The sequence below is a fragment of the Mesorhizobium sp. B3-1-6 genome (assembly GCF_006439555.1).
In the GTDB taxonomy this organism is placed as follows: Bacteria; Pseudomonadota; Alphaproteobacteria; order Rhizobiales; family Rhizobiaceae; genus Mesorhizobium.
Genome location: NZ_VFTM01000015.1, coordinates 1 through 19,020, shown reverse-complemented (window position 1 = coordinate 19,020; position 19,020 = coordinate 1). Strand labels below are relative to the sequence as shown.

Genomic DNA, 19,020 nt, shown 5'->3' with positions numbered 1-19,020 from the left:
TGAGAAGATCGCCTAACTGAGAAGAAATCCCAGCGTGATCGCCAGCTGTGCCGCGTAATAAAGCACCCAGACCGCGTAGCGCATCCACATGCGATGCGGCGAGATCGCCGCAAGCAGGAAGCGCTCGGTTGCCAGCAACCCATCCGACGCGATGAACAGCACCGCGCCGGCCATCACCCAGGGATAATTCGTCGTGAGCGCCGAAATGCCCATGGCGAGGATCGCCGCGACATAGACGGCGACCGGGATACGCAGCTGCGGGCCGACGCGGCGCCAGAGCGCGGCAAGCATGACGATGCTGAATGTGGCTATGGCGAGCGCAATCGCGCCCCGCCAGGATTCGGCGCTCAACAGGCCGAGCCCGCCGCCCGCCTGCAAAAACAGCGCGGCATAAGCGATGTGGCCGGCGAGAAAGCTCGCCAGCCCGCCGAGAAAAGCCTTTTCGCCGTCGCGCGACAGGAAGGCGTCGCCGACGGCGCTCAAGCCCAGCGCCGCGACGAGCAGCAGCGGACCGCCCTGCATGGCGGCAAGCACGGCCAGCAAAGCCACGGCCAGCGTCTTTGCCGCGCTGCGCGTCCATTTCGGCGGCATGTCGAGCGCAAAGGCGTAGATCACGGCCGCGACGAATGAGAACAGCAGCGTCGCATTGGCGTTGGCCTCGATGCCGCCGGGAAACGGCATCATGCGTTGACCTCTGTGGCCGCTGGCTTGCGCATCAGCAGCGACTTCGCCGCCAGCGCGGCGCCGGCGGTGATGAGCACGCAGGCGGCGAGGATGCGCAGCGACGGCGCGGCGACGCCGGCAGCGATCAGCACCAACGTCGACAAAAGCGGCGCCGCGTAGCTCGCGGCGCCCAGCACCTGGATGTTGCCGCGCTTGACGCCGATATCCCAGGCATAGAAGGCTGCGCCCACCGGCATCAGGCCGAGCCCGATGACGGCCAGCCACTGTCCAGGGCCATCCGGCAGCACCGTCTTCTCAAGCAGAAAATGGCAGATAAGCGACAGCACCGACGTCGCCGCGCAGAACCAGGTGACGATCGAGGTCGGCACCGACGGGAAGCGCCGCGACAGGAGCGAATAGGACGACCACAACAGCGCGCAGACGGCGGCCATCGCATAGCCGAAGGCGTAGCGCGCGTCGAAGGCGAGCGCGCCGCCCTTGGTGACGATCAGGAAGGTGCCGGCAAGGCCGAGCAGCGCGCCGACGACATGGTTCCAGGCAAGCCGCTCGCCCGGCATCAGCGCCGAGCCGAGCACGATCAGCAGCGGCCACAGATAGGCGATCAGGCTCGCCTCGACCGCCGGCGCGTTGCGCAGCGCCGTGAAGTAGAAGAAGTGGTAGCCGAACAGGCCGGCAATTCCGATCACCCAGACCTGCGGCGGAATCTTCTGGCTCCGGTCGGGCGCCGGCATCAACAGCCGCGCCGCCAGGCCGACGCAGGTCCCGATGGCGAAGGTGATGGCCGACAGCAGGAACGGCGGCACCCGCCCCGAGGCGTCGGTGAGCAGCGCCAGCAGCGCCCACATGGCGACCGCCGAGAACCCGATCAATGTTGCGCGCGCCATTCGTTCCCCCGCCGGCGCGCGGTGGCGCCTGACCTAATTTACCGCCTCGAACCGTCTCGCGCTGATGGTCAGCGGACCGATCTGGGTCCCGACCGTGGCGCGGATCGGCGCATATACGCCGGATTGGCCGAGCGGTGCAAACGTCACCAGCATGCGGCTCTTGTTCTTCAGGAAATTCAACGCCTTGCGGCCCTTGCGATAGCCCGCCACCGGCTCGAAGCCCATCTTGCAGGTCACCGTGTCGCCCTTGTAGCCCGGCACCGAGATCGAACCCTTGGACGCATAGGTCAAGGTCAGGTCGGCGCGCATCTCGCCGTCGTAAAATTTGACCGTCCGTCCGCAGACCTTGTCCAGGCTGTCGGCGTGGATGACGGTCGCGGCCATCGGATCGAGCACCGATTTCAAGTCGCTATCGCCGAGCGGCACCCAGCTCTTCGAATCGCGCTTCTTCGGCGCGGGAACGACCTGCGTGGAGGTGACCGCACCGTTGTTGAAGCGGATCTCGACCATCGAGGCCTTTTTGCCGGATGTATAGTCGGCCCGGAAGGCATGCGGCTGCATCTGCTTGCCGGAAATCGTGCCTTTCGACGAAATCGTGCCTTTCGTGTCGTCGAAGAGCTTGCCGAGGCCGGCGGCCGAGACGGTGCCGTCGATGGCATAGCTGTCGCCTTCGTAGCGGCTGGAAAAAGTCGCCCTGGCGATCGAAAGGCCGAGATAGGACACCGTGTACTCGCCCTTGAAGGACTGCGGCGCCGCGGCGGCGAAGCTCGTTGCCGGCACGGCAAGGGCAAGCAGGCTGGCAAATGCATGAGATGGACGGAGCATGGCGGCTGGCGAATCCCTAGCGGTTCGGCCGGAACGCAGCGGCTCCAGCCTGGCATATCCCTTCGCGACGGGCTTATACTGTGAAATCCGGCCTTTATATGGAGCGCGCCTGACGACGGGCCGCGTGCCGGAGCTTGACGCAGTGGTGAAATGCCACTATGGAACGCCAACTTTTCCAAAGGCCGCCTGACCGAGACCGCGCGCCGCCCGGCGCGGGCAGAATGGTTTGGCAGGTTTAGAAACTGAAGGTTAGACAAATGTCCCGCACCTGCGAACTCACTGCCAAGGCAGTTCAGACTGGCAACAATGTGAGCCACGCCAACAACAAGACCAAGCGTCGCTTCCTGCCGAACCTGGTCAATGTGACGCTTATTTCCGAAGCGCTGAACCAGAATGTTCGCCTGCGCATTTCGGCCAACGCGCTGCGTTCGGTCGAGCACCGCGGCGGCCTCGACGCCTTCCTGGCCAAGGCCGACGTCAAGGAATTGTCGCAACGCGCGCGTCTGCTCAAGAAGCAGATCGCCAAGAAGCTGGCCGAGCAGCCGGCCGCTTAAAGCAGCTTTCAGGCGGGGGACGACCGCCTCGAGCCCCGGCCAGATGGGTGCTCGAAACAGAAGCGGGCGTCGGAATGGCGCTCGGCTGGTTCCATTACCCAGGATAAAAAAATGAATTTCCTGACGCGATATTTGCCCTTCGTGGCTGCCATGGCGCTTGTCGTCGTGGCCTCCAACATCCTTGTCCAGTTCCCGATGCAGGGCAAGGTCGGCGGTCTGGCGCTGGCGGACGTGCTCACCTGGGGCGCCTTCACCTATCCTTTCTCCTTCCTGGTCACCGACCTCGCCAACCGCCGCTACGGTCCGGCCGTGGCGCGCAAAGTGGTGTTCGTCGGCTTCATGACGGCGGTGACCTGCTCGATCCTGATCCCGCCTTTCCTGTTCCGCCACGGCCTGATCGAGTTCGAGACCGCCGCCGACCGGCTGGTGCGCATCGCGGCCGCCTCGGGTGCCGCCTTCCTCACAGCGCAATTGCTCGATGTCACCGTCTTCAACCGGCTGCGCCGGCAGAGCTGGTGGCGCGCGCCTATCGTCGGCACGCTGGTCGGCTCGGTGTTCGACACCATCGTCTTCTTCGGCGTCGCCTTCTCCGCCGCCTTCGCCTTTGCCGGCCCCAGTGACAGCTTCGCGCTGGAGACCGCGCCGCTGATGGGCGTGCTGCCGGTCGAGACGATGCGCTGGGTGTCCTGGGCGCTTGGCGACCTTTCGGTCAAGCTGATCATTGCCGTCGTGGCGCTGATCCCCTACCGGCTGCTCGCCGCGCGCTGGAGCCAGCCAGCGGTCGCGGTCAGAGCATGATCCCAAAAAGTGGGATCCGGTTTTTGGAAAAGATCATGCTCCAAACAAAAAGAGAGAGCATGATCCCAAAAAGTGGGACTCGGTTTTTGGAAAAGATCGTGCTCCAACCAAAAGAGAGACCGTGATCCCTTGGGCTCAGCTTGATTCCGCCCGCACGCCTGATGGCGCGCAGGAACTTCGCCTGAAGCGGCGCGGGGATGAATTCTCGATCATGCTCGGCACCAACGAGCTGATGAACAGCCGCCTCAGCGGCTCCGAGGAGGCCCTCGCCAGGCTTTCCTGCGAGCGGATCGCCGGCCGCAAGCGGCCAAGCATCCTCATCGGCGGGCTCGGCATGGGCTTCACCTTGCGCGCCGCCCTCGCCGCGCTCGATCGCGACGCCGCCGTCACCGTCGCCGAACTGGTTCCCGCGGTCGTCGCCTGGGCGCGGGGGCCCATGTCCGGGATATTCGACGGCTGCCTCGACGACCCGCGCGTCACCCTTCGCGAGACCGATGTCGGCCAGTTGATAGGGGCGGAGACAGCCGCCTGGGACGCCATCCTGCTCGACGTCGACAACGGCCCCGAAGGCATCGTCTACAAGGGCAACGATGCGCTCTATGACACCGCCGGCCTCGCGGCCGCGCGCGCCGCCTTGAAGCCCGGCGGCGTTCTGGCGGTCTGGTCGCAGGGACCGGACAGCGGCTTCACCCGGCGGCTGAAACAGGCCGGCTTCGCGGTCGAGGAGATCAACACGCGGGCCCGCGGCAAGCGCGGCGCCCGCCACGTGATCTGGATTGCAGCCAAAAGCCTATAATCTGGATTGCAGCCAAAAGGCTGTAATCTGGATCGCGGCCAGAACGCCGTAATCCGGATTCCCGTGCGGCTTTACGCTTTGTTACGCCCGATGATGCAGGATCGCGAAAATTCTCCAGGGCATTGCGACCAGCATGACCGTGCAAGGCACCGGTTGGAAAAACGATCTCCTGCTTGCGTTGTGCGCCACCCTGGTGGTGCTGACGATCAACGCGGTTTCCGGCTTCCCCACCCTTGCCAACTACGGCGCCGACAATGACAGCATGCTGCGGCTGGTCGAGGTCCGCGACCTGCTCGGCGGCCAGGGCTGGTTCGACCTCCATCAATACAGGATGGGCGCCTCGGGCGGCTTCGTCATGCACTGGTCGCGGCTTGTGGACACGCCGCTCGCGCTGATCATCATGGCCTTCGATGCGCTCGGCGCCAGCCCCGCCACCGCCGAACGCGCCGCGCAGATCATCTGGCCGACCCTGCTCTACGGGCTGACCATATTCGTGCTGATGCGCGCCGCGCAGCGCTTCGCCGGCGCGAATGTCGCGATGCCGGCGCTCATCCTGTCGACGGCGGGCCTTTTCTTCTTGGTGATCTACAGCCCGGGCGTGATCGATCACCACAATGTCCAGCTGTTGCTGACGGCGGCCAGCCTCTGGCTCCTTATGGAAGCGCCCTCCTGGCGGCCCGCGGCCCTTCTGTCGGGCATTTGCGCCGGCCTGACGCTGGCTGTCGGCATGGAGACCGCTCCCTATGTGGCGGTGCTCGGCATCTGTGCCGCTGTCCTGTTCATCCTCGACGACAAGGAGCGCGTCACGGCACGAGGCTTTGGCCTCGGATTTGCCGGCATCGCCTCGCTGGTCTTCGTGGTTACCATCCGCCCGGCCGACTGGGGCGTGGCCCAATGCGACGCCTTCTCGTCCTTCCAGTTCGCGATTGCCGCGCTGTCCGGCTTCGGCCTGGCGATCGCCGCTGCATCGACCGGGCCGACAACCCGGGCGCGGCTCGGCTCCACGCTGGCGCTGGCGGTGGTGGTCGCGGCCGCCGCGATGCTGTTCTTCCCGCAATGCCTGGCGTCGCCCTATGCGGGCATGGACGAGCGTATCCGCACCTATTGGCTGGCCGACGTGGTCGAAGCGCAGCCCTTCTGGAGCGTCGCCGTCCACCAGCCGAAGCTGATGGCGGCGCGCTATGTGACGCCCTTCATCGCCATCCTGCTGATCGGCTTTCAACTCCGAACGCGTCGCCTGCGCCGCGAGGAGATGCTCGCCGCCATTCTGCTTGTCGTCGCCTTCGGCGTCAGTCTCTGGCAGGTGCGCGGCTCGACCTTTTCCGTCGCCTTCGCCGTATTGCCGCTCTCGGCCTGGATTGCGAAAATCCGGCTGCGGGCGGACGCCGCGCCCTCATGGCGCCTTTCCACCGGCATCGTCATGGCGTGGCTGGTCTCGCTCAACGCGACTTGGGCCGGGGTCGCGGTGGCGGCGCAGTCCGTGGTCCAGAAAGCGCCGCAGCGGATCAATTCCGATCCCGATCACGCCGTGACCTGCGGCAAGCCAAGCGACTTCCACGATCTTGCCGTCATGCCGGCGACGACGGTGCTTGCCTCGTCCAATCTCGGCTCGGGAATACTGATGTTCACCCGCCACCGGGCGCTGGCCGGCCCTTACCACCGCAATGTCGGCGGTAACCTTGCCATGCTCGACGCTTTCATGGGAACACCCGACGCCGCGCGCGCCGTCATCGAGCGCGAGCATGTGGGGCTGGTCGCGATCTGCCGCGGCAACACGGAAGAGATATCGCTGGGCCTGGATGCTCCGAAGGGCCTTGCCGCGGCGCTGCTGCGGGGCGACCTGCCGGCATGGCTGGAACTGGACCAGTCTACCGCGGGAAAACCGATCGAGATCTACAAGGTCCGTTGAATATCGGCCTGCGGCCATGTCAGCATCGTCGACCGCGCTCCTCGCAACGCGCTCGTTTCGCGCTGATGCGGCATCCCTCCGTGATTTAGAAAACCCCGATTTAAGTCAGTCCCGTGGATCATTGCAATCCAGCCTGTGCTTTGGTTAGCATTTCGCCGGGGCGGCGATATATGTATTCAGGAAATTTGGATTCGGGGCTTTAGATTGGGGAAAGGGTATCCATGTCGGCCATAGACGGCGCGGTGGCGCCAGCATCAGCCAAACGAACGCTGCAGCATGTTGTCTCCCACATGGTGGACGCCGTGGACCGCGCCGCATTTGTGGAAACGCCTTTCTGGCATCTGGAAATGACCGATGTTTTCCCCGCGGACCTTTATCTGCGCATGCGTGCCGCCATGCCGGAGGCGCGCGAGTATCGGGCGCTCAAGGGGCGCAACAAGGTCAACATTCAGGCCGACGGCACTGCGACGCGGGTCAAGATCGACCTCTACCCCGAATATATCCGCCATCTACCGGACGAGAAACGGGGGGTCTGGTCCCTGGTCGGAAAGGCACTGCATGCGCCGCAACTGAAGGACGCATTCATGCGCCGCCTTGCCCGGGGCCTGGAACGCCGGTTCGGGTCGGATTTCATGAAGGTCGGCATGTATCCGGTGCCGATGCTGACGCGCGACGTGGCGGGCTACAAGATCGGTTTCCACACCGACACGAAATGGAAGGGCATCACGGTCCAGTTCTACCTGCCGGAGGACGACTCGATCAACCACATCGGCACCCGATTCGCCGAACGCAAGCCGGACGGGCGTTTCGAGAATTCGCACCGGATGTCGTTTTCCCCGAACACCGGCTACGCCTTTGCGGTCGGCACCGACACGTGGCACGCGGTCGATACCGTCGGGCCGGAGGTCCGCACCCGCGACAGCATCCTTCACACCTATTTCGTGGACAACACCGCGACGCTCAAGATCCGCAACCGGAGCAAGCGCGCCGCCAATTTCGTGATGAACGAAGTCCGCCACGTCGGCCGCTAGAGCATGATCCCGAAAAGTGGGAACCGCTTTTCGGAGAAAGACCATGCTCCAACAAAGAGTTAGATCGTGACGGCGATTCAACGAAACGCCATCACGATCTAGAGCCAGGGCGGCTGGATTCTGCCAGCGATCCTGCTCAATCCTGGTGCAGGATGAACTCCAAATAGAGGTTGCGCTGCAGGATCGAATGGTTGTCGTCGGAGATCAGCGACACCATCAGCGCGCCGTCGTCGCGGGTCCAGACGTCGAGCCCTTCCATGTTGTCGATCTGGTAGCCCATGTCGGCCTCCATCAGCACCGGCCCGTCGGCGACCGCGCCCTTCGCGACGCTTTCGCCATAGATGCGTCGCAGCCGCATCTTCACCCCGCGCGCGATCGAAAAACTGCGCTCCAGCAGCAGCAGGTCACCGTCCGGCAGGAAGGCGCCGTCGGTTATGTCGAATTCGCCGTCGCGCCTGACGGTGAAGACGCCCTTATGCGCCCCCTCGATGATGGCGGCATAGACGTTGCCGGCTTCGTCGAGGCTCCTCTCCGAGACCACGACCAGGCCGCCCGCGTGCTGCCCGTAAGGATTGGCGTGGGTGACGGTCTCGAAGCCGCGATTCTGGCGCAGCTCCTTGGCGGGAACCAGGTAATCGAGCTGCCGGATCGGCGCCTTCATATCGTCGGGATCGATCTTGAACTGGGCGACACGCTGGTCGCGCTCGAAGCCGACGGTGGCGATACCGTCCTTGACCGCGAGCCCTTCCGCGTCGACCTCCCACTTCCGGTCGCTCGGCTGGCCCGAAGCGTCGACCATCTGCTGCATGCGGAAATTAGAAACGCCCGATGGGCGCCTGCCGGCGTCATGCGTGATCGCGCCGAAGAACCAGAAGCCGGTGTCGGCGACACCGATGAAGTCGCTGCCCGGCTTCAGGAAGCGAAAGGCCGACAGCGCGCCGAAATCACGTGCCGGCGACGTCATCTCCAGTCCGCCGACGAATTCGAGCGGCCCGAACCGCGTCTCGTCGTGGCCGACATGGAACTGGCTGATCGGCCGCGCCGAAATCTCGACGGTCTCGGCGGGAGCGCCCGACGCGGCAATTGTCGGCAAGGCGCAGGCCAGCACGCAGGCGAAAAGCGTCCGCCGCGCGCGCCGCCCCGAAAAGATCATCCGGCGCGCCGCAATCCGCCGCGCCGCGTGTCGCGCGCGCTTTCCTCGCCAAACAGCGAGGCGAGCTGCTCGGTCATGGCGCCGGCCAGTTCCTCGGCATCGACGATGGTGACGGCGCGGCGATAATAGCGCGTGACGTCGTGGCCGATACCGATCGCGAGCAGCTCGACCGGCGAGCGCGTCTCGATCAGCTCGATGACCGCCCGCAGATGCCGCTCCAGATAATTGCCCGGATTGACCGAGAGCGTGGAATCGTCGACCGGCGCGCCGTCCGAGATCATCATCAGGATCTTGCGCTGCTCGGGCCGGCCGATGAGCCGGTTATGCGCCCAAAGCAGCGCCTCGCCGTCGATGTTTTCCTTGAGCAGGCCCTCGCGCATCATCAGCCCGAGATTGCGTCGCGCGCGCCGCCACGGATGGTCGGCGGATTTGTAGATGATGTGGCGCAGGTCATTGAGGCGGCCGGGGTTCGGCGGCTTGCCGTCCTTCAGCCATCTCTCGCGCGCCTGTCCACCTTTCCAGGCGCGGGTGGTGAAGCCGAGGATCTCCACCGAAACGCCGCAGCGCTCCAGCGTGCGCGCCAGAATGTCGGCGCAGGTCGCGGCCACCGTGATCGGCCGGCCGCGCATCGAGCCCGAATTGTCGAGCACCAGCGACACGACGGTGTCGCGGAATTTCGTGTCGCGCTCCTGCTTGAAGGACAGCGGCTGCATCGGGTCGATGACGACGCGCACCAGCCGGGCCGGATCGAGATAGCCTTCCTCCAGGTCGAAGTCCCAGGAGCGGTTCTGCTGCGCCATCAGCCGGCGTTGCAGCCGGTTGGCGAGCCGCCCGACGACGCCGGAGAGATTGGCGAGCTGCTTGTCGAGGAAGGCGCGCAGCCGGTCGAGCTCCTCCTCCTCGCACAGGTCCTCGGCGCCCACCGTCTCGTCGAAGGCGGTGGTGAACACCTTGTAGTCGATCTCTTTCGGCAGGTTCAGGAACGGATTGTCGTTGCGCTTGGCCTCGCCCGGCGTCTCGGCGTCGGAATCGTCCTCGTCGGAAAGGTCGTCGGAAGTGGCGTCGGTCGCTTCCGTCTCGGCCGATTCTTCCTCGTCCGCGGAAGCTTCGGCATCTTCAGACTGCGACTGCTCGGAGCCTGAATCCTCCTCGCCGCCTTCCTCGCTCTGTTCCTCGCCCTGCTGCTCGTTCTCTTCGTTTTCCTCCGAGTCGTCGGTTTCCTGGTCGTCGCCGAGCTCCTCGGCCATCTCCATGGAAACCAGCATGTCGCGCACGACGCGGGCAAAGGCCTGCTGGTCCTCGAGCTTGGCCGACAGGCCGTCGAGGTCGCCGCTCGCCTTCTCCTCGACCCAGGGGCGCCACAGATCGACCAGCCGCTCGCCGCTCTTCGGCACGGGACGTCCGGTGAGCTTTTCGCGCACCATCAGCGCAATCGCTTCCTCGAGCGGCGCGTCCGCCTTGTCCCTGACGTCGACGAGGTTCGCCTTGGCGTATTTGTCCTCGAGCATCGAGCCGATATTGTCGGCCACGCCCTGCATGGCGCGGCTGCCGATCGCCTCGACGCGCGCCTGTTCGACCGCGTCGAAGATAGACCGCGCCAGCTTGCCTTCCGGCGCCAGTTTGTTGTGGACGCGCTGATCGTGGCAGGCGCGCTTCAGCGCCATGGAATCGCCCAAGCCGCGCGTGATCGCGATGTCGTTGCGGGAGGCTTTCTTTGGCAGCTCGGGCAGGCGCGCGCGGTTGCCGGCCAAGGCCGGACGGTCCTTGGCGAAGCCGACCTCGAGGTCCTTGTCGCCGGCGACGGCGCGCATGCACACGGTGACGGCGCGCTTGAAGCTGTCGGCTTCAGACCCGTTCTTCGGCTTGTTGCGCGTGTTGTCGCCCGGACCCGCCATGATCATTCCTTGCGCGATTGGTGCTGAAAGGCTGGAGGCCTTTCGGCTGCGCGCCTAGCCCAGCACCACGTTGGCGGCGCTCTCCGGCAGATCCTCGCCGAAGGCGCGCTGGTAGAACTCCGCCACCACCGAACGCTCCAGCTCGTCGCACTTGTTGAGGAAGGTCAGCCGGAACGCCATGCCGATGTCGCCGAAGATTTCGGCGTTTTCGGCCCAGGTGATGACGGTACGCGGGCTCATCACGGTGGACAGGTCGCCATTGATGAAGGCCGAGCGCGTCATGTCGGCGACGCGCACCATCTTGTTGACGATGTCCTTGCCCTTGCTGTCGCGATAGTGCTTGGCCTTGGCCAGCACGATGTTCACTTCATTGTCGTGCGGCAGGTAGTTGAGCGTGGTGACGATCGACCAGCGGTCCATCTGCGCCTGGTTGATCTGCTGCGTGCCGTGATAGAGGCCGGTGGTGTCGCCAAGGCCGACCGTGTTGGCGGTGGCGAACAGCCGGAACGCCGGATGCGGGCGGATGACCCGGCTCTGGTCGAGCAGCGTCAGCCGGCCCGACGATTCCAGCACGCGCTGGATGACGAACATCACGTCCGGGCGGCCGGCATCGTACTCGTCGAAGCAGAGCGCGACATTGTGCTGATAGGCCCAGGGCAGGATGCCGTCGCGGAATTCGGTGACCTGCAGGCCTTCCTTGACGACGATGGCGTCCTTGCCGACGAGGTCGATACGGCTGACATGGCTGTCGAGGTTGACGCGCACGCAAGGCCAGTTGAGCCGCGCCGCCACCTGCTCGATATGCGTCGACTTGCCGGTGCCGTGATAGCCCGACACCATGACGCGGCGGTTGTAGGCAAAGCCGGCGAGGATCGCCAATGTCGTCGCCTTGTCGAACAGATAATCCGGGTCGATGTCCGGCACATGCTCGGTCGCCGCCGAATAGGCGGGCACGACCATCTTGGAATCGAAACCGAATTTCTCCTTCACCGACACCGTCGTGTCGGGCAGGTTGGCGATGTCGCGATCGACCTTGTTCATCTCTATCAACGTCTCCACGGGCGAAACGCCGCGTTTCGCCGGCAATCGATTTTGTCCGGGGGCGGTCTTAGAGCGTTTTCCAACCTTATGAAAGTTGGAAAACGACATGGGACCGTAGGGCCGCTCAGCACAATCCTGCTTGCTTGAGCACGCGATAGGCCTGCAGCACATCGCGGAACCGGTCTTCCGAACCCCTGTCGCCGCCATTCGCATCCGGATGGTGGCGCTTAACGAGTTCCTTATAGCGTGCCTTGATGTCCTGACCAGTCGCCTTTGTATCAAGGCCAAGCGTTTCCAGCGCCTTGGCCTCAAGCGGCTTTGCCTTGCGCTCGCGGGGCTCGCGCGCGCCTGAACCGAACAGATTGAACGGGTCGCGCATGCGGTTGTGGTAGCCGGCGCGGCCCGAACGCTGTTGCGCGAAATCCGGCGCCGAGCGCATTCCGCCGACATTGGCGCCCATGCGCCAAGTCGGCCTGTGGCCGGTCAGCGCCTCCTTCTGGAAGCGGGCGATCTCTGTATCCGACACGCCGGAGAAGTAGTTGAAGCCCTTGTTGTATTCGCGCACATGGTCGAAGCAGAAGCGGAAATACTCGCCCTCCTTGAGGCGCCCGACCGGCGCGCGATGCGTTCCCGCCTCGTTGCAGCCATCCCACTGGCAGATCGGCGCGCGCGACTTAAGCTCCGCGTCCTTCTCCGGCCGGATTCGAATTTTCTCGAAATATTTGGGATACGCTTTCATCTCACCCATTTATGGGCTGTTCGCACGTGCGAAACAAGAATTGACATTTCGCCGATGATCGCCCTAACCGCTGAATCGCGGCTTAAAAGCGGTCGAAATTCAAGATTTTGCGGCTGTTCCGCAGATGTGGGGAAGGGAACCCAGGATGTCCATACAGTCGACGATGGAAAACAAGCTGAAGGCGGCGTTTTCGCCCGAAAGGCTCGCCGTCATCAACGAAAGCCACCTTCACGCCGGCCATCACCATGTCGAGTCAGGCCACCATGCGACGTTCGACGGCGCCGGCGAAACACATTTCCGCGTCCGCGTCGTCTCTGCCGCCTTTGCCGGCATGGGTCGCGTCGAGCGCCATCGCGCCGTCAACGAACTGCTCGCCGACGAATTGAAAGCCGGCGTGCATGCGCTGGCGATCGAGCCGGCCGCGCCCGGCGAGAAGACGCGCTGGTAGTCAGCCGACGGTCGCCTTGAGGAAGGCCAGCGCGGCCGCGGTCAGGGCATCGCCGTCCTCGCCGAAATCGCGGTTGATCGACATATGTGTGTAGGCGCTGCCGTCGAACAGCGTGACCTTAGTGCCGGTGGCGCGCAGGCGTTCCGCGAAAGCTTTCGATTCTTCGCCTCGCCCGGATGCCCGCGAATAGGCGATGAAGGTCGGCGGATGCTTTCGGCCGTCGACATAGCTCGCCGGCGACAGCGCCGCCCACTGTGCCGGGTCGGAAAAGGCACGCGCATAAGCCCGAACCATACCGCCATTCCTGGAAAGCGCGGCAAGATCATAGGCCCTGGTGTCGTCGAGGATCAGCGCGGCGACACCGGGCAATCCGCCGCGCATGCCGGTCAGCGCAATCAGATGGCAGCCGGCCGAATGGCCCATGCCGACGATGCGGTCCGGATCGCCGCCATGCCGGGCGATGTTGGCGCGCACATAGGCGTAGGCCTTTTCGACATCACCGGCCTGGGTGGCGACATCCGCTTGCGGCAGCATGCGGTAATCGATCGAGACGAACACGAAGCCATTGGCGAGCAGGAAGCCCGGCTTGGCGCCGACCTGGCTGCGTTTGCCGAACCGCCAGGCGCCGCCATGGACGAAGAAGACCACCGGCAGCTTGTTCGCGTCGTCGCCTGCATGGACATCGAGCTTGGCCGGACCGTAATCGAGGGTTTGCGGTTCCGGCTGGCCCGGACGCCCGGTCGCCGACGCACCTGGCGGCAACAGTGCCGCCAGCGATGCCACGATAAGCCTGCGTCGATTGATCATCGTCATCTCCAGTCAGGTTGCGGCGACAGCGCACGGACCCTGGCCACGCACCTCATTTACTGACCAAAAATGACAACTTTCGGTGCGAAAACAAATCCAGTCCTTGACGGTCCGCCGGCAATCACCACGTATCTTACTAGGCGAGCATTTTCGGCCGAATCGGGAACTCCGGGGGGCCGATGTCGGAGTGCGGAGAGCTCCCCTTCATGTGAAGGGAACCACAATGCTTTCCGGCAGTTGATGAAGCGATGAGCCGATTGGCAGCCTGTCGGCTCCGAGGCAAAGCATCATGCGCGAGAATCAAACAGACGTCTTCGATCTGTTTTCGGAGATTTATTCCAACGCGGCTCAGGAGGAGATAAGCCTCCAGCAATACCTGCTAGCCTGCCGCGAGGACAAATCCATGTATGCCTCGGCGCCCGAACGCATGGTTGCGGCAATCGGCGAGCCGAACCTGATCGACACCAGCAAGGACGAGCGGCTCGGCCGCATTTTTTCCAACCGCACCGTCAAGGTCTATCCCTCCTTTTCCGATTTCTACGGAATGGAGGACACGATCGAGCGCATCGCCGGATATTTCCGCTATGCCTCGCAGGGCCTCGAGGAGCGCAAGCAGATCCTCTATCTCCTCGGTCCGGTTGGCGGCGGCAAATCCTCGCTGGCCGAACGGCTGAAGAAGCTGATGGAGGAGCGCCCGATCTACACGCTCAAGGTCGGCAACAAGATCAGCCCGGTCTTCGAATCGCCGCTCGGCCTTTTCCATCCCGACCGCATGGGCGATCTGCTGGAGGATAAATACGGCATCGCCCGCCGCCGCCTGAACGGACTGATTTCGCCCTGGGCGGCCAAGCGCCTCGACGAACTGTCGGGCGACATCTCCAAATTCAGCGTCGTCAAGCTGATGCCGTCGCGGCTGCGCCAGATTGCCATCGCCAAGACCGAGCCCGGCGACGAGAACAACCAGGACGTCTCGGCGCTGGTCGGCAAGGTCGACATCAGGCAATTGGAGCACTTCAGCCAGTCCGACCCGGACGCCTATTCCTACAGCGGCGGCCTGAACCGGACGACGCAGGGCCTGCTCGAATTCGTCGAGATGTTCAAGGCGCCCATCAAGGTCCTGCACCCGTTGCTGACGGCAACCCAGGAAGGCAGCTACAACGGCACCGAAAATTTCGGCGCCTTCCCCTATCAGGGCATCGTCGTTGCCCATTCCAACGAATCGGAATGGCAGCAGTTCAAGAACAACAAGAACAACGAGGCCTTCCTCGACCGCATCCTCGTGGTCAAGGTTCCCTATTGCCTGCGCATCACCGAGGAAAGGCACATCTACGAGAAGCTGTTGCGCGAAAGCGAATTGGCAAGCAGTCCCTGCGCGCCAGAGGTGCTGGACATTCTCAGCCGTTTCACCGTTTCGACCCGCCTTGCCGAACATGAGAACTCGCCGCTCTACACCAAGATGCGCGCCTATGACGGCGAGAACCTCAAGGAGGTCGATCCGAAGGCGAAGTCCGTCCAGGAATATCGCGACGCCGCCGGCGTCGACGAAGGCATGACCGGAGTCAGCACGCGCTTCGCCTTCAAGATCCTGTCGCAGACGTTCAACTACGACACCAAGGAGGTGGCGGCCGATCCCGTGCACCTGATGTACATCCTCGAGGAGGCGATCAAGCGCGAGCAATTCCCGAAGGAAACGGAGGCCGCCTATCTCGAATTCATCAAGTCGGAACTCGCGGCGCGCTATGCCGAGTTCATCGGTCACGAGATCCAGAAGGCCTATCTGGAATCCTACAGCGAGTACGGTCAGAACCTCTTCGACCGTTACATCGCCTATGCCGATGCCTGGATCGAGGATCAGGACTACAAGGACCCCGACACCGGCCAGATCCTCAACCGCGAGGTCCTGGACAAGGAGTTGTCGCAGGTCGAGAAGCCGGCTGGCATCGCCAATCCCAAGGACTTCCGCAACGAAGTGGTCAAATTCACCTTGCGCGCCCGGGCGCGCAACCATGGCCGCAACCCGTCCTGGACGAGCTACGAAAAGCTTCGCGAGGTCATCGAGAAGCGCATGTTCGGCCAGGTCGAGGACCTGCTGCCGGTGATCAGCTTCGGCTCCAAGCAGGACAGCGTCACGGAGAAACGGCACAACGAATTCGTGCAGCGCATGGTGGAACGCGGCTATACCCAGCGGCAGGTGCGCCGGCTGGTCGACTGGTATATGCGCGTGAACAAGGCGGGCTGATCAAAGCCGGGACGGTTCCATGCCGATCTTCATCGACCGCCGCCTGAATCCGAAGGACAAAAGCCTTGGCAATCGCCAGCGCTTCCTCAGGCGTGCCCGCGAAGAGCTCAAGCGCTCCATCCGCGACAAGGTCCGCGCCGGCGGGATCGCCGAGCTCGACCGCGAGCACGCCGTGCCGATGCCTCGCAAGGGCACCGGCGAACCGACCTTCGGCGAAGACAAGGAAAGCGGCCGGCGCCAGCACATCCTGCCCGGCAACCGGACGTTCAGCCCTGGCGATCTTATCGACAAGCCTGGCGGCGGCGGAGGCTACGGCTCGGCTCCGGGGACCACGGAATCCGAGGACGACTTCCGCTTCGTGCTGTCACGCGAGGAAGTGCTCGACCTTTTCTTCGAGGACCTCGAACTGCCGGATCTGGTCAAGCTCAGTCTAAAGCAGATACTCAGCTTCAAGCCGAAGCGGGCGGGTTTCGCCGCAAGCGGCGCGCCGACCAACATCAATGTCGGGCGCACGATGCGAAACAGCCACGGGCGCCGCATCGCGCTCAGGCGTCCGAAGCAGGCTGACGTGGACGCCATCGCCGGGCAGATCGCCGAGCTGGAATCCAGGCCGCCGGATGCAAAGACACGCGAACGCATCGAGGCTCTGCGCGACGAGTTCGATCGGCTGGAGCGCCGGCGCAGGCGGATTGCCTATGTCGATCCGGTCGACATCCGCTTCAATCGCTTCGACCCGCAGCCGCGGCCGAATGCCAGTGCCGTCATGTTCTGCCTGATGGACGTCTCCGGATCGATGGGCGAGCGAGAGAAGGATCTGGCCAAACGCTTCTTCGTGCTGCTTCATCTGTTCCTGACGCGACGATACGAGCGCACCGAAATCGTCTTCATTCGCCACACCCACGAGGCCAAGGAGGTGGACGAGCACACGTTCTTCTACCACACGCAAAGCGGCGGCACCGTCGTTTCCACGGCGCTCGAGGAGATGCATCGCATCATCGAAGAGCGATATCCGGCCTCTGAATGGAACATCTACGCCGCCCAGGCCTCCGACGGCGACAATTTCGCCACCGACTCCGAACGCTGCATAGAACTGCTGGACCGCAAACTCATGGGGCTTTGCCAGTATTTCGCCTATGTGGAGATCATCGATGAGCGGGAAAGCCACATTTTCGGCTCGACCGAGAACGGCACGTCGCTCTGGCGCGCCTACAACGCCGTCGACGGCAAATGGCCGAACTTCCAGATGAGGCGCATTGCCGCGCCGGCCGACATATACCCGGTCTTCCGCGAGCTCTTCGCCAGGCAGCCCGGCTTGCGCAAGAGCGCTTGAGGGCTTCGGCGATGGTCAGCCAGGCGCGCAAGTCCGAACTGCTGTTTTCCGGGTCCGACTGGGATTTCAACAAGCTGTCCCGGGTCTATGACGAGATCGAAGCGATCGGCTGCGAAGTGCTTCACCTCGACATCTACCCGGTGCAGATGGAGGTCATTTCCTCCGAGCAGATGCTCGACGCCTATTCGTCGATCGGCATGCCGCTGATGTACCGGCACTGGTCGTTCGGCAAACGTTTTCTTTACGACGAGCTTCTCTACCGCAAGGGCGCTCGCGGTCTGGCCTACGAGATCGTCATCAACTCCAACCCCTGCATCGTCTACCTCATGGAGGAAAACACCATGGCCCTGCAGGCCTTGGTGACCGCCCATGCCGCGCTCGGGCACAATCATTTCTTCAAGAACAATCATCTCTTCCGGCAATGGACGGATGCCGGCGGCATCCTGAGCTACCTGGATTTCGCCAAGAGCTACATAGCCCGATGCGAGGAACGGCATGGCCTGGCCGCCGTGGAGGCGATCCTGGATTCGGCCCATGCGCTGATGGAGCAAGGCGTGTTCCGTTACCGTCGCCCGCCGAAACTGTCATCGGAGCAACAGCGCGAGGGGTTGCGCGAGCGCCTCGAATACGAGGAACGCTCCTTCAACGATCTGTGGCGAACGCTGCCGCCCCCGCAGGGAAAGAACAAGCCGGAAGCAGGGGACGAAATCCTTGCCGAGCGCAAGAAATCGCTCAATCTGCCGGAGGAAAACCTGCTCTATTTCCTCGAGAAGAACAGCCTGGTGCTAGAGCCCTGGCAGCGCGAGATCGTCAGGATCGTGCGTGTCATCGCGCAATATTTCTACCCGCAGCGGCAAACCCAGGTGATGAACGAAGGTTGCGCCACCTTCGTGCATTACACGCTCATGAACACGCTGTTCGACCGTGGCCGCATCGGCGAAGGCGCCATGCTGGAGATCCTGCGCAACCACTCGAACGTCATCTTCCAGCCGGCCTATGACGATCCGCGCTTTTCCGGCATCAATCCCTATGCACTGGGTCTCGACATGATGCAGGACATCCAGCGCATCTCGACCGCGCCGACCGCCGAGGACCGCGACTGGTTTCCCGACATCGCCGGCCGCGGCGACTGGCGCGACACCCTGCTCGACGCCTGGGCCAACCACCGCGACGAATCCTTCATCCGCCAATATCTGAGCCCGACGCTGATCCGCAAATGGCGACTCTTCGTGCTCGCCGACGGCGCCGACGAGCCGCACTATGAGGTGGCCTCGATCCACAATGAGCGCGGCTATGCCAAGATACGGTCGGCGCTCGCACAAAGCTACGATGTCGGCGCCAGCCGTCCCGACATCCAGGTGGTTGACGTCGACCTGCTGGGCGACCGGCATCTGCGGCTCCAGCACAAGATCAAGGACGGCGTCATGCTCGAGGCCCAGAGCCGCGACGCAACCCTGCGCCATATCCGCAGGCTTTGGGGCTATGACGTCAGCCTGGCGGCAATCGATGCTGGAACCGGCGCGATGCTCAGCGAGCGTTCGACCAAGGAACTTTGAGCCGGGGCTCTGAGACGCCTGGTTTCTTCGGCGTAGGGATTTTGAAAGGTTGCAGGGTTGTCGGGCGCCAAGATTTTCACCATTCGCTTCGGTGAAATCAGCGCAGACGTTGGGGGTTGGCTGAAGCCTCTCAACCTCGTCATCCACGGGCGGAGCAAGGAGCGTAGCGACGGGCGCAGACCCGAGGATCCATTCCGTGACCCTGATCGAAGAACGCAGCGAAGCAGAATTCTGCACCGCAGCAGCGCTCATGCGTCACGGAATGGATCCTCGGGTCTGCGCCCGTCGCTACGCTCCTTGCTCCGCCCGTGGATGACGAGGTTGAGAGGCT

17 protein-coding genes are annotated in these 19,020 nt (G+C 63.7%); 9 read left to right on the top strand and 8 right to left on the bottom strand.

From position 1 onward, the window contains the following. Positions 1 to 12 precede the first annotated feature (12 nt). Genes FJ414_RS15025 through FJ414_RS15015 form a run of 3 tightly spaced genes read right to left on the bottom strand, consistent with a single transcriptional unit; the run spans position 13 to position 2,393 of the window. Positions 13 to 684 (bottom strand): lysoplasmalogenase family protein, encoded by a 672-nt coding sequence (locus FJ414_RS15025; RefSeq protein WP_140645158.1) that lies wholly within the window; start codon positions 682 to 684, stop codon positions 13 to 15. Then, positions 681 to 1,568: a DMT family transporter gene (locus tag FJ414_RS15020; protein ID WP_140645157.1), complete on the bottom strand. Its 888-nt coding sequence runs from the start codon at positions 1,566 to 1,568 to the stop codon at positions 681 to 683. The genes FJ414_RS15025 and FJ414_RS15020 overlap by 4 nt, the downstream gene beginning before the upstream one ends. A gap of 33 nt (positions 1,569 to 1,601) precedes the next feature. Then, positions 1,602 to 2,393: a DUF3108 domain-containing protein gene (locus tag FJ414_RS15015; RefSeq protein WP_140645156.1), complete on the bottom strand. Its 792-nt coding sequence runs from the start codon at positions 2,391 to 2,393 to the stop codon at positions 1,602 to 1,604. Between the two features lie 257 nt (positions 2,394 to 2,650). Here FJ414_RS15015 and rpmB point away from each other — a divergent pair, with 257 nt between their 5' ends. The 5 genes from rpmB (at position 2,651) to FJ414_RS14990 (ending at position 7,481) form a co-directional block, all read left to right on the top strand. Next, positions 2,651 to 2,947, top strand: coding sequence for a 50S ribosomal protein L28 (gene rpmB / locus FJ414_RS15010; protein ID WP_027167505.1), 297 nt, complete (start codon positions 2,651 to 2,653; stop codon positions 2,945 to 2,947). Between the two features lie 111 nt (positions 2,948 to 3,058). Continuing rightward, positions 3,059 to 3,745 (top strand): queuosine precursor transporter, encoded by a 687-nt coding sequence (locus FJ414_RS15005; RefSeq protein ID WP_140645155.1) that lies wholly within the window; start codon positions 3,059 to 3,061, stop codon positions 3,743 to 3,745. A gap of 121 nt (positions 3,746 to 3,866) precedes the next feature. Continuing rightward, positions 3,867 to 4,541, top strand: a complete 675-nt coding sequence (locus tag FJ414_RS15000; RefSeq protein WP_140645154.1) for a hypothetical protein — start codon at positions 3,867 to 3,869, stop codon at positions 4,539 to 4,541. A 133-nt stretch (positions 4,542 to 4,674) separates the two neighbouring features. Continuing rightward, positions 4,675 to 6,450: a GtrA family protein gene (locus tag FJ414_RS14995; protein WP_140645153.1), complete on the top strand. Its 1,776-nt coding sequence runs from the start codon at positions 4,675 to 4,677 to the stop codon at positions 6,448 to 6,450. A gap of 221 nt (positions 6,451 to 6,671) precedes the next feature. Beyond that, positions 6,672 to 7,481: a hypothetical protein gene (locus tag FJ414_RS14990; RefSeq protein ID WP_140645152.1), complete on the top strand. Its 810-nt coding sequence runs from the start codon at positions 6,672 to 6,674 to the stop codon at positions 7,479 to 7,481. 136 nt (positions 7,482 to 7,617) lie between these two features. On the opposite strand, the gene FJ414_RS14985 is transcribed toward FJ414_RS14990, so the two are convergent. From FJ414_RS14985 to FJ414_RS14970, 4 genes are all read right to left on the bottom strand, one after another. Beyond that, positions 7,618 to 8,634, bottom strand: a complete 1,017-nt coding sequence (locus FJ414_RS14985) for an esterase-like activity of phytase family protein (RefSeq protein WP_140645151.1) — start codon at positions 8,632 to 8,634, stop codon at positions 7,618 to 7,620. Beyond that, positions 8,631 to 10,529, bottom strand: a complete 1,899-nt coding sequence (gene cobT, locus FJ414_RS14980; protein WP_140645150.1) for a cobaltochelatase subunit CobT — start codon at positions 10,527 to 10,529, stop codon at positions 8,631 to 8,633. Before cobT ends, FJ414_RS14985 begins: the two co-directional genes overlap by 4 nt. A gap of 54 nt (positions 10,530 to 10,583) precedes the next feature. Beyond that, a complete protein-coding gene (gene cobS, locus FJ414_RS14975; protein ID WP_140633012.1) occupies positions 10,584 to 11,570 on the bottom strand; it encodes a cobaltochelatase subunit CobS in 987 nt (328 codons plus the stop codon). Between the two features lie 124 nt (positions 11,571 to 11,694). Next, a complete protein-coding gene (locus FJ414_RS14970; protein ID WP_140645149.1) occupies positions 11,695 to 12,318 on the bottom strand; it encodes a J domain-containing protein in 624 nt (207 codons plus the stop codon). A 136-nt stretch (positions 12,319 to 12,454) separates the two neighbouring features. Between FJ414_RS14970 and FJ414_RS14965 the strand changes: the two genes are divergently transcribed. After that, complete coding sequence (locus FJ414_RS14965) at positions 12,455 to 12,757, top strand: BolA family protein (protein WP_140645148.1); 303 nt, start codon at positions 12,455 to 12,457, stop codon at positions 12,755 to 12,757. Here the strand turns inward: FJ414_RS14965 and FJ414_RS14960 are convergent, their stop codons facing one another. Further along, a complete protein-coding gene (locus FJ414_RS14960) occupies positions 12,758 to 13,564 on the bottom strand; it encodes an alpha/beta hydrolase (protein WP_140645147.1) in 807 nt (268 codons plus the stop codon). Positions 13,565 to 13,853: 289 nt separating this feature from the next. Between FJ414_RS14960 and FJ414_RS14955 the strand changes: the two genes are divergently transcribed. The 3 genes from FJ414_RS14955 to FJ414_RS14945 are packed head-to-tail and all read left to right on the top strand — an operon-like array spanning position 13,854 to position 18,689. Continuing rightward, entirely contained in the window at positions 13,854 to 15,803 is a 1,950-nt protein-coding gene (locus FJ414_RS14955) for a PrkA family serine protein kinase (protein ID WP_140645146.1), read from the top strand. 19 nt (positions 15,804 to 15,822) lie between these two features. Continuing rightward, on the top strand, positions 15,823 to 17,133 hold the full coding sequence (locus FJ414_RS14950; protein ID WP_140645145.1) for a YeaH/YhbH family protein: 1,311 nt from the start codon (positions 15,823 to 15,825) through the stop codon (positions 17,131 to 17,133). 11 nt (positions 17,134 to 17,144) lie between these two features. Continuing rightward, positions 17,145 to 18,689 carry a SpoVR family protein gene (locus FJ414_RS14945; protein WP_140645266.1) on the top strand — a complete coding sequence of 515 codons (1,545 nt, stop codon included), beginning with the start codon at positions 17,145 to 17,147 and terminating at the stop codon, positions 18,687 to 18,689. Positions 18,690 to 19,020: the final 331 nt, after the last annotated feature.

What these genes read in the sequence shown, in the direction of transcription:
- FJ414_RS15015 (WP_140645156.1), bottom strand. Translation starts at nt 2,393, where the DNA reads ATGCTCCGTCCATCTCATGCATTTGCCAGCCTGCTTGCCCTTGCCGTG.
- FJ414_RS15005 (WP_140645155.1), top strand. Translation starts at nt 3,059, where the DNA reads ATGAATTTCCTGACGCGATATTTGCCCTTCGTGGCTGCCATGGCGCTT.
- FJ414_RS15025 (WP_140645158.1), bottom strand. Translation starts at nt 684, where the DNA reads ATGATGCCGTTTCCCGGCGGCATCGAGGCCAACGCCAATGCGACGCTG.
- FJ414_RS14960 (WP_140645147.1), bottom strand. Translation starts at nt 13,564, where the DNA reads ATGATCAATCGACGCAGGCTTATCGTGGCATCGCTGGCGGCACTGTTG.
- FJ414_RS14965 (WP_140645148.1), top strand. Translation starts at nt 12,455, where the DNA reads ATGTCCATACAGTCGACGATGGAAAACAAGCTGAAGGCGGCGTTTTCG.
- cobS (WP_140633012.1), bottom strand. Translation starts at nt 11,570, where the DNA reads ATGAACAAGGTCGATCGCGACATCGCCAACCTGCCCGACACGACGGTG.
- cobT (WP_140645150.1), bottom strand. Translation starts at nt 10,529, where the DNA reads ATGGCGGGTCCGGGCGACAACACGCGCAACAAGCCGAAGAACGGGTCT.
- FJ414_RS14950 (WP_140645145.1), top strand. Translation starts at nt 15,823, where the DNA reads ATGCCGATCTTCATCGACCGCCGCCTGAATCCGAAGGACAAAAGCCTT.
- rpmB (WP_027167505.1), top strand. Translation starts at nt 2,651, where the DNA reads ATGTCCCGCACCTGCGAACTCACTGCCAAGGCAGTTCAGACTGGCAAC.
- FJ414_RS14970 (WP_140645149.1), bottom strand. Translation starts at nt 12,318, where the DNA reads ATGGGTGAGATGAAAGCGTATCCCAAATATTTCGAGAAAATTCGAATC.
- FJ414_RS15020 (WP_140645157.1), bottom strand. Translation starts at nt 1,568, where the DNA reads ATGGCGCGCGCAACATTGATCGGGTTCTCGGCGGTCGCCATGTGGGCG.
- FJ414_RS14990 (WP_140645152.1), top strand. Translation starts at nt 6,672, where the DNA reads ATGTCGGCCATAGACGGCGCGGTGGCGCCAGCATCAGCCAAACGAACG.
- FJ414_RS14995 (WP_140645153.1), top strand. Translation starts at nt 4,675, where the DNA reads ATGACCGTGCAAGGCACCGGTTGGAAAAACGATCTCCTGCTTGCGTTG.
- FJ414_RS14985 (WP_140645151.1), bottom strand. Translation starts at nt 8,634, where the DNA reads ATGATCTTTTCGGGGCGGCGCGCGCGGCGGACGCTTTTCGCCTGCGTG.
- FJ414_RS14955 (WP_140645146.1), top strand. Translation starts at nt 13,854, where the DNA reads ATGCGCGAGAATCAAACAGACGTCTTCGATCTGTTTTCGGAGATTTAT.
- FJ414_RS14945 (WP_140645266.1), top strand. Translation starts at nt 17,145, where the DNA reads ATGGTCAGCCAGGCGCGCAAGTCCGAACTGCTGTTTTCCGGGTCCGAC.